Here is a 6,121-nt window from a genome sequence, read left to right as displayed (position 1 = left end):
GATGGTAGGTCACGTGGATATCCTCATTGCTTGCACCGTGGTCACCACACCACGCCGCAAAAACAACGATCTCATCCAAAGTTCGCAAGGCGGCTCACGCCGGAGGCACACGATAGACAGCGCGACCGAGGCGATGAAGCCGCCCGCGCCCATCTCGCCGTCCGTGGCCTCGAAGGTGATGCCGCTCGCCCAGAGTCCCGCAACTCCGAACAGCGCGATCCCCGCCACCTTGAGTACCGCCATAACGATGGAGAACAGCCCGACCGACCGTGTGCCTGAGGCATTCAGAAGATAGGCGAAGACAATCAGCCCGACACCGATGATCGATACCAGAGCGCTGTCCGGATCGCCTCCGAAGACCTATAGGGAATAGGTGCCGAAGGTGCGAGCGACGAGGCTTTCGTTGATAACCATCGACAGCGCCATCAGCAGCGAGGCGCCTGCCGCGACCGGCTGTTCTTCTCGTATTCGCTCGTCACCAATATCCCCTTCAGGCTTTTCTCGCATAGCCTCCAAAAAAGCGGCAACCCCGTCACATTACCCTGCCGGGCGCGGTGGCCATGGGCACCGGTGTGATGATTGGGGCAGGCATCTTTGCGCTGACGGGCCAGATTGCCGAACTCGCCGGGCCGCTCTTCCCGCTCTCGTTTGTTGTCGGTGCGATCGTGACCGGGTTCAGCGCCTACACCTACATCAAGATATCGAATGCGTTTCCGTCTGCGGGCGGCATCGGCATGATCCTGAAGAAAGCCTACGGGCCGACGACTGACCAGAGGTCGCAGCGGGCATTGGGCTGCCGAACCGTCATACGGCCTCGCGTATGACCTGCGCGCCCAGGAGGTGCCGACGGGTCAGCCAGATTACGAGTAGTGGAACGACGAACCATTGCAGGAGCGGACTCAGCCCAGTGCCCAAGGGCGGTACAAGCGGCATCAATTCCGAATAGGTCCAGCGTAAGCTGATGTTGGTATAGTAGTACTCAAACCCTACGGTCAGGACTATACCGACAACGACAAATAGCCCGGCCGGAAAGCGAGTTGGCCGAAGGATCCAGTCACGGCTACGTGCCGCCAGACAGGCAGCCCAAAATGCAGTAAGCGCGAACCCGACATCGCCAAAAGTTGCCGACATGCAAAGCTTGATCGCCTCCCAGTGGGGCATCTCGGCCATGCCTGTATAGGTCGGAACTTGAATGAACTCCCAGACGAAATGCAGGACGAAAGAGAAGTAGGCGACGGGGAGTTCGGGCGCCTCCCACAGGCCAGCAGGGCGTGCGCGGTCTTCGGAAAAGGCGCGCGCGTTCGTCTCACTGGTATATCCCATCAAATCGCGTCGACGGCCTTCGCCAGAAGGTCCCGCACCTCCCCCGCCACGGCCGTCAGTTCGGCGTTTTCGATCGCCTGCATAGACGCCACCGGGTCGATCGCACTGATTTCCACGCCGCCCTCGACTTCGCGCAGGATGACATTGCAGGGCAGCATCGCGCCAACCCGTGGTTCGATTCCGATAGTCTGATGCGCCATCTTCGGATTACAGGCGCCGAGGATGCGATACGCCGACATCTCGACATCGAGCTTTTTCTTCATCGTCGCCTTGACGTCAATTTCGGTCAGTATGCCGAAGCCATGGTTCGCTAACGCTTGGCGTGTTCGGGCGTCAATGTCATCGATACCCCAGCCAGCAATCGTTCGATTGATTGTATAATTCATTCTCGGTTCCTTTGATCTACCCCGACTTGCCGTCATGATCTGATCACAAATACTGGAGCAAACCCACCTCCAGGTGTTCTGAAATTCGTGGTTTGTCCTTGATAGAGGCGCGCAGCAACCAGAAGCACCTGTCCATCATAGGTATAGAGCCTGATGTCCATCTTGCGCGGCTGGACTGCGTCATCGATCCTGATCATGCGCTCGCTCGGCTTGACTAGAGTCTGGGCAACGTAGCCACCCCGCTCGATCTCTGCCCAGACGCCTTTCGTCACCTTGTCGCCGCGATACACCGCCTTTCCACCGTGTCCGCCCATCGGCTTGAAAAACAGGGCCTTCCGCGACTTCCAAAGGTCCTCGGCATTTTCGGGAGTGACAAGGACAGTGCGCGGAACGGAACGGAGCTGCGCCAGAAGTGTCGGTTCCAAGCCCCAGGTCTCGATCAATGCCGGATCTGAGAGGATCGAAAGGTTCCGTTTGTCGGCGAGCAGCGCGTGGTTGTATGAATTCGGCGTGACGACCACGGCGCCGTCTCGGTAGGCGTCTCGTAACGCTTTGTGTTCTGGCTGATCGAACGCAAAATCGGTGACCCGGTTGTAAACAAGGTCGATCGGCTTTCCCTCGAGGCTGAGCCGACCGGCCTCAAGGCGAAGCTGGCTGGCGTCCGCGATGACTGCGTCCACGCCGCGAGCGGCCAAGGCTTGCCTCGCCAGCACGAACTCAGGATAAAGATACTGTTCCTCCGGCCTGTCGTCGACGATAGCAATCCGACGTATTGCACCGTTTCCCCGCTGGCGCATCCATTCGTTCTGGAACATGCGAAACGCCGCATCCTCAAAGGCGTGCGGCTTAAGTGGTAGGTCCATTTCCGCACAGCACGTGCGCTGCGCTCTTGCAAGAAGAGCGTTGAGGAATGCCCCACCGGCGTTGGTATTAATCTCGATAAGTCGGGGGCCGTCTTCACCGAGATGGAAGTCGTAGCCCATCAGGGCGCCAGCCGGGCCGTGATCCTCCCGCGAGATTTTGGGGGCCCAAGAGAAAACCGCGGCCTTGTACGCGGTGAGCCGGGCCGTCTGCTCGATAGCTGCGACCACCTTCTGCATCTCGGCTACCTGGCTGGCAGCAAGGAATACCGGCACGTTCGAGAACAAGTGAGCCTTAGGGCAGATGAACCTTTCGCAGAATTCCGGATCGCCAGCTTCTTGCTCTAGTGCCTCGCACAGCGATCGACGGTCGAGCGTGACGCAGAAGCAGTTCTGGTTGAGCCGATCCGAGAGGACACGAGTCGGATCAGAGGACGTCAAGTGTGAATTGCTCATTGCTCGCCACACCATGACTGCGTCGGAAACCGACGCGCTTTGAGCTTGAGGGAAGCCTGGATCACAGGTCGACCCGCCTGAGCCGAAGTGCATTGCTGATGACCGATACCGAAGACAGGCTCATCGCGGCTGCCGCGATCATTGGCGAGAGAAGAAGCCCGGTAACGGGGTAGAGAAGCCCTGCCGCGATAGGCACGCCGAGGGCGTTGTAGGCGAAGGCGAAAAACAGGTTCTGCTTGATGTTGCGCAGGGTGGCGCGCGCCAGCTTGCGCGCCCGGACAATGCCCATCAGGTCACCGCCCAAGAGGGTAATCCCTGCACTTTCCATCGCCACGTCTGCGCCCGTTCCCATGGCGATGCCGACATCAGCGGCGGCAAGCGCGGGCGCGTCGTTGACGCCGTCGCCTGCCATCGCGATCTTGTGGCCATCGCGGCGCAACTGGTCGATCAGGTCCTTCTTGGCCTCGGGCAGCACCCCCGCGCGGACCTCGTCGATGCCGAGCCTCCCCGCGACCGCCTGCGCCGTGCGTTCGTTGTCGCCCGTCGCCATGATGACGCGTAGCCCCTGGCCGTGGAGTTCCCTGATTGCCTGCGCCGTTGATTCCTTAATCGGGTCGGCCACCGCCACGATGCCTGCCAGCGCGCCCTCAACCGCAATGAACATCGCCGTCTTGCCTTCAGCGCGCAGCGTGTCGGCCTTCCCTTCGGCCCGCGTCACATCCAGCCCCATCTCCCGCATCATAGCGGAGTTGCCGAGCGCAACCGCGCGCCCGCCGACGTTGCCGCGCACGCCCTTGCCGGTGACCGCTTCGAAGTCCGCGGCCTCCTGACGCGGGGCACCCTGCGCCTCAGCTCCCTCGACGATCGCTTCGGCCAGCGGGTGTTCCGAGCCGCGCTCCAGCGCTGCCGCCAGTGATAGGAGGTCGGGCTCCGTCAGGTTTCCGAGCGCGAGCGTATCGGTCAGCTTCGGCTTGCCCATGGTCAGCGTGCCGGTCTTGTCGACTATCAGTGTATCAACGGCCGCCATGCGCTCCAGCGCCTCGGCGTCCTTGATTAGAACGCCAGCCTGCGCCCCGCGCCCCGCCGCCGTGGTGATGGAGATCGGTGTTGCCAGTCCCAGGGCGCAAGGACACGCGATGATCAGCACGGACACGGCCGAGGCTATGGCGAAAACAAGCGCGGGTTCCGGGCCAAAGGTCAGCCAGACAACGAAGGCGAAAACCGCGATGGCCACGACCGCCGGCACGAACACCGCTGACACCCTGTCCGCCAGCCCCTGGATCGGGGCGCGGGAACGGCGTGCGTTCGACACCATCGTCACGATCTGTGCCAGCACCGTTTCGGAGCCGACCTTGCCAGCCGCCATCACCAGGGAGCCGTTCTTGTTGATCGTAGCCCCGGTCACCGCATCGCCCGGACCCTTTTCCACCGGCATCGACTCGCCAGTCAGCATGCTTTCGTCGAGCGATGAACGCCCCTCGATCACCGTTCCGTCGACCGGTACCGCATCGCCGGGCCGCACGCGCAGACGGTCGCCTTCCATAATGTTGTCCAGCGGCGCGTCATATTCCGAGCCATCAGGCAAGATGCGGCGCGCGGTCTTGGGCGCCAGGTCCAGAAGCGCGCGGATTGCGTCGCCAGTGCGTTCGCGCGCACGCAGTTCCAGGACCTGCCCGACGAATACCAGCGCAACGATCACCACGGCCGCTTCGTAATAGGTGCCGACACCTCCGCCCATCCGATAAGCATCGGGAAAGACGCCCGGCAGGAATGTCGCGACCAACGAGTAGAGATAGGCTGCCGTTACGCCGAGGCTGATCAGTGTCCACATGTTAGGGCTACGGTTCACCACCGAGTCCCAGCCACGCTGAAAGAACGGCAGAGCCGCCCAGAGAATGATCGGCGTCGCCAGCACGAATTCGAGATAGCTGGCGGTCTGGTGACCGATCCAATCACGCACGGGTAGCGCCACCAGTTCGCCCATGGTCAGCACGATCAGCGGTACCGCCGCCGCCGCCGAAATCCACATCCGGCGGGTGAAGTCGATCAACTCCTCGCTGGGCTCGTCGGAAGGCAGCATCGGCTCCAGCGCCATGCCACAGATCGGGCAGGCTCCAGGAGCGTCAGTGACGATCTCGGGGTGCATCGGGCATGTGTATTGGACGTTGGCTGGCGCGACCTTCTTCCGTCCTGCGGCCCGGCCCGAGGCGTAGAACCAGGGATCGGCCGTGAACTTTATCTGGCATTTCTCGGAGCAGAAATGAAAAGTCGCGCCCTCGAACTCCGCGTGACGCCCGTCGGGCTTGACCGCAACCGTCATCCCGCAGACCGGATCCTTCGCCGACTTGGCTCCCGCAAGGACGTCCGGCGCGGCGTGATTATGATCGTGGTCCATGCCTGCCAACCTCTGGTGTGTCGTCTCATAATGGAGCTTCCAGTGACCGGAAGCTCAAGCCATTTTTAATGTTAGTCGTGATGTCAACGTCGGAGCAAAACCAAGCCAGCGGGGCGGCATCTCGTGATCGAACGATGCTAATGGTGAGCGGGACACGCTCCTGCATCACGCCGACGCGCGCTGTATGCGGCGAAGTGGTCCGGGCAAGAGTACAGCCCAAACACTCGCGTACACGGCATCGGAGAAACCCACTGTCTGAAGTGGAGTATTGTCCGCATTCAGGCATTCCCGATGCGACGTTGTAGGTCCGAGAAGGTGAAGGTTTTCGGATGCCGGCGGGCGCAATGATTGCGGCCGGGTGGTGAGCCGGCGTCCGACAACCGCCCATGCATGAACGAGCGGGCCTGCGTCGTGACCGTCTATGGAGAATTTGCTGATCCGGCCGAGCCGGATCCCGATTGAGTGCAAAGCGACGATGCGAGCTGGACGGTTCGAGGCTGGGCGAACGGGTGCAGTCGGGTTCCCTGCTCGCGGTATAGGACGCAAGGCCGAGAGGATGAAGCCGCGCGTGACGATTGCCACGCGGCGCAGGGCTCCGAATCCATATTTCATGCCGTCGGATCGAGGAGTTTTGCGAGGTAGTCGGGAGACCAGCCGGCGAGTTTTCGCCGCGATTTGAGGGACTTTTTGTCGGTGGCACT

Annotated in this window: 7 protein-coding genes; 2 read left to right on the top strand and 5 right to left on the bottom strand. The window is 61.6% G+C overall.

Annotated elements, in window-relative coordinates:
- Positions 1-295, top strand: a 295-nt coding sequence (locus VQ042_RS24380) for a hypothetical protein (protein WP_331822863.1), incomplete at its 5' end; no start/stop codon positions are given.
- A 65-nt stretch (positions 296-360) separates the two neighbouring features.
- Here the strand turns inward: VQ042_RS24380 and VQ042_RS24375 are convergent.
- Positions 361-507, bottom strand: a complete 147-nt coding sequence (locus tag VQ042_RS24375; protein WP_331822862.1) for a hypothetical protein — start codon at positions 505-507, stop codon at positions 361-363.
- 29 nt (positions 508-536) lie between these two features.
- On the opposite strand from VQ042_RS24375, the gene VQ042_RS24370 reads away from it, so the two are divergent.
- The gene (locus VQ042_RS24370) at positions 537-824 is read left to right on the top strand and encodes an amino acid permease (RefSeq protein WP_331822864.1); all 288 of its coding nucleotides are present in this window, start codon (positions 537-539) and stop codon (positions 822-824) included.
- Here the strand turns inward: VQ042_RS24370 and VQ042_RS24365 are convergent.
- From VQ042_RS24365 to VQ042_RS24350, 4 genes are all read right to left on the bottom strand, one after another.
- The gene (locus VQ042_RS24365) at positions 805-1,323 is read right to left on the bottom strand and encodes a hypothetical protein (protein ID WP_331822861.1); all 519 of its coding nucleotides are present in this window, start codon (positions 1,321-1,323) and stop codon (positions 805-807) included. The two genes, VQ042_RS24370 and VQ042_RS24365, sit on opposite strands and share 20 nt — an antisense overlap.
- Positions 1,323-1,709, bottom strand: a complete 387-nt coding sequence (locus VQ042_RS24360) for a DUF302 domain-containing protein (RefSeq protein WP_331822860.1) — start codon at positions 1,707-1,709, stop codon at positions 1,323-1,325. Before VQ042_RS24360 ends, VQ042_RS24365 begins: the two co-directional genes overlap by 1 nt.
- A 32-nt stretch (positions 1,710-1,741) precedes the next feature.
- Positions 1,742-3,025 (bottom strand): hypothetical protein, encoded by a 1,284-nt coding sequence (locus tag VQ042_RS24355; protein ID WP_331822859.1) that lies wholly within the window; start codon positions 3,023-3,025, stop codon positions 1,742-1,744.
- Positions 3,026-3,086: 61 nt separating this feature from the next.
- Positions 3,087-5,420: a heavy metal translocating P-type ATPase gene (locus VQ042_RS24350; protein WP_331822858.1), complete on the bottom strand. Its 2,334-nt coding sequence runs from the start codon at positions 5,418-5,420 to the stop codon at positions 3,087-3,089.
- Positions 5,421-6,121: the final 701 nt, after the last annotated feature.

It is taken from the genome of Aurantimonas sp. A2-1-M11, from assembly GCF_036549475.1.
In the GTDB taxonomy this organism is placed as follows: domain Bacteria; phylum Pseudomonadota; class Alphaproteobacteria; order Rhizobiales; family Rhizobiaceae; genus Aurantimonas.
This window is presented reverse-complemented; position numbering and strand designations above follow the sequence as displayed.

What these genes read in the sequence shown, in the direction of transcription:
- VQ042_RS24375 (WP_331822862.1), bottom strand. Translation starts at nt 507, where the DNA reads ATGCGAGAAAAGCCTGAAGGGGATATTGGTGACGAGCGAATACGAGAA.
- VQ042_RS24365 (WP_331822861.1), bottom strand. Translation starts at nt 1,323, where the DNA reads ATGGGATATACCAGTGAGACGAACGCGCGCGCCTTTTCCGAAGACCGC.
- VQ042_RS24360 (WP_331822860.1), bottom strand. Translation starts at nt 1,709, where the DNA reads ATGAATTATACAATCAATCGAACGATTGCTGGCTGGGGTATCGATGAC.
- VQ042_RS24355 (WP_331822859.1), bottom strand. Translation starts at nt 3,025, where the DNA reads ATGAGCAATTCACACTTGACGTCCTCTGATCCGACTCGTGTCCTCTCG.
- VQ042_RS24350 (WP_331822858.1), bottom strand. Translation starts at nt 5,420, where the DNA reads ATGGACCACGATCATAATCACGCCGCGCCGGACGTCCTTGCGGGAGCC.